This is a genomic window from Desulfobacter curvatus DSM 3379, from assembly GCF_000373985.1.
Lineage (GTDB): Bacteria > Desulfobacterota > Desulfobacteria > Desulfobacterales > Desulfobacteraceae > Desulfobacter > Desulfobacter curvatus.
In genome coordinates, this window is the sequence record NZ_KB892993.1 from 1 (window position 1) to 2,387 (window position 2,387).

Genomic DNA, 2,387 nt, shown 5'->3' on the forward strand with positions numbered 1-2,387 from the left:
GGCTCGTTAAAAAAATGCCCCTGCCGGCAAGGCCAAGGAGAAATAAAATTAAAATGGCAAGTTAGGTATAATGGCCGATTTTATGATCAAGCCCGCTTTCTTTCAAGGCCTTGTATCCTGGCGTTGACTTCACACATTCTTTTAACCTTTTTCTTTCGAAGCTTGTCAAGGTCTTCGATGGTCGTCTTCTGAGCCGTGATCCGGCGTTTACCTGTTTGCGTTTTTATAAGAATGTCTTTATAACCCACCAAGATTTTTCAGTTTTTGGTGTGGGCTGAGCCTATGTGTTGATAATCCGGCTCAGCCCATGGCAATTATTGTTAGAAATTTTCTTGTCTTGAATCTAAATGTCTGACATTAGATAAAGGCCATATCTTAACCGTCATCAATGATAGGAGTGTGCTTATGCTGTCAGATCTTTTCAGTCCCATCCGGATCCAACACATGGAAGTGAAGAATCGGCTGCTTATGTCAGCCATGAGTATTAATTTCGGTGTAGATGAAAATTGCCATGTCACGGATCAGCTTACGGAATACTTTGCGATCCGGGCCAAAGGCGGTGTCGGCATGATGCTTGTGGGCGGCGGCGGGGTTCACCCCAGCGGCCAGGAACTGCCTGATCTTCCCCAGATGTATGAGGATTCATGTATCCCGGCTTTAAAAAGAATGGTTAACCGGATTAAGGAATATGATGTCTGTTTCGGCGTTCAACTGCTGCATGGCGGCCGCCAGTCCTATCTGCCGGAAAAAGTGGCACCTTCGGCTATTCCGGCGCCTGCCGTGGTTAAGGGCCCCGTTCGTGCTCTGGAAATAGAGGAAATAAGAAATCTTGCCATCTGCTTTGGGCAGGCGGCCCGGCGCTGCCGGGAGGCCGGGTTTGATTTCATTGAACTGCATGGGGCCCATGGCTACCTGATAAACCAGTTTCTGGCACCCAACTCCAATATCCGCACAGATGAGTATGGCGGCAGTTTTGAGAATCGTACCCGGTTTCTGTTTGAGGTGATTGACGCGGTAAAGAATACCGCAGGCAAGGACTATCCCGTGGGAATCCGCATCAATGGCAATGATTATATTGAAAACGGATGGGAACTTAAAGATACCCTGCGCATTGCCCCGCTTCTGGAGCAGGCCGGGGTGGCGTATATCCATGTGTCCGGTGGTGTTTATGGGTCTACGGAGCTGACCATTCCGTCCATGTATACCCCCCAGGGGTGTTTTATTCATATGGCCGAGGCGGTCAAGCAGGTGGTCAATGTGCCCGTGATCACCGTAGGGCGGATCAAGGATCCTGAAATGGCCAATGCCGCCATCAAGGATGGAAAAGCGGATATGGTGGCATTGGGACGCTCCATTATTGCAGACCCGGAGTATCCGAATAAGGCAAAATCCGGAAATGCTTCACTTATCCGGCCCTGTGTGGGCTGCTGTCTGGGGTGTATCCATGCTGTGCTGGCCAAAGAACCCGGTTCCTGTGTGGTCAACCCGGATGTGGGCCGGGAGTTTAAACTGGCCGAAGAAAAGATGCCGAAAAAAGGTCAGAAAATCCTTGTGGCCGGAGCCGGGCCTTCCGGACTTGCCGCCGCAAGGATGTTTGCCCAAAGAGGGCACCAGGTGAGAATATTAGAAAAAGGTTCGGATCAGGGCGGGCTTCTGGCCTTGGCTGCCACGGCGCCCGGCAGGGGGGAGCTGGGCGATATTTTACGCTTTTTTAGAAACGAGCTTGAGCGTCTCGGTGTGGCCGTGGAGTACAATACGCCGTTGTCTACCGATGTTCTGGCCTCCTTTGACCCTGATCATGTGATCCTGGCCACGGGCTCCATGCCGGATATGCCTGTGATCAAAGGGCTGTTTAAAAGCAAAATGAAACTTGTCACCAGTGTGGATGTATTCACCGATGCCCAGGCTGCCGGCGACAGGGTGATTGTGCTCGGCGGCGGGTTCACCGGGCTGATCACTGCCCATAAACTGGGTGATATGGGAAAAGAGGTGGTGGTCTTGAACCGCAAAAAGAGTTTTGCCGAAGAGATGTCCTCCAATGACCGGTATTATCTGCGGGAACGCCTGAAGGCCTGTGGCGTCGTTTTATATAAAATGGTGGCGGTTAAATCCTTTACCGATGACGGTGTAAGCTTTACCTCCAAAGGAGAACCCGTAACCCTTGAGGGATTTGATACGGTTGTTATTTCGGAAAAACATCAGCCGGTCAGGGATGCCAAACATTTGGAAAAACAAAGCCGGGCAAAATTCCATATGATCGGCGATGCCAAAACCCCCAGGCATCTTATGTTTTGCGTTGCCGAGGCTGAAGAAGCCGGCCGTTCCTTATAACCCCCATGTCCTAGCGGACACAACGAAGCATGAAACACTTGCAAATTTTGAAAAAT

Annotated in this window: 1 protein-coding gene; it reads left to right on the forward strand. The window is 50.7% G+C overall.

Annotation, left to right across the window (positions count from 1 at the left end):
* The first annotated feature begins 405 nt into the window (after nucleotides 1–405).
* Nucleotides 406–2,331 carry an oxidoreductase gene (locus tag B147_RS0107890; protein WP_020586671.1) on the forward strand — a complete coding sequence of 642 codons (1,926 nt, stop codon included), beginning with the start codon at nucleotides 406–408 and terminating at the stop codon, nucleotides 2,329–2,331.
* Nucleotides 2,332–2,387: the final 56 nt, after the last annotated feature.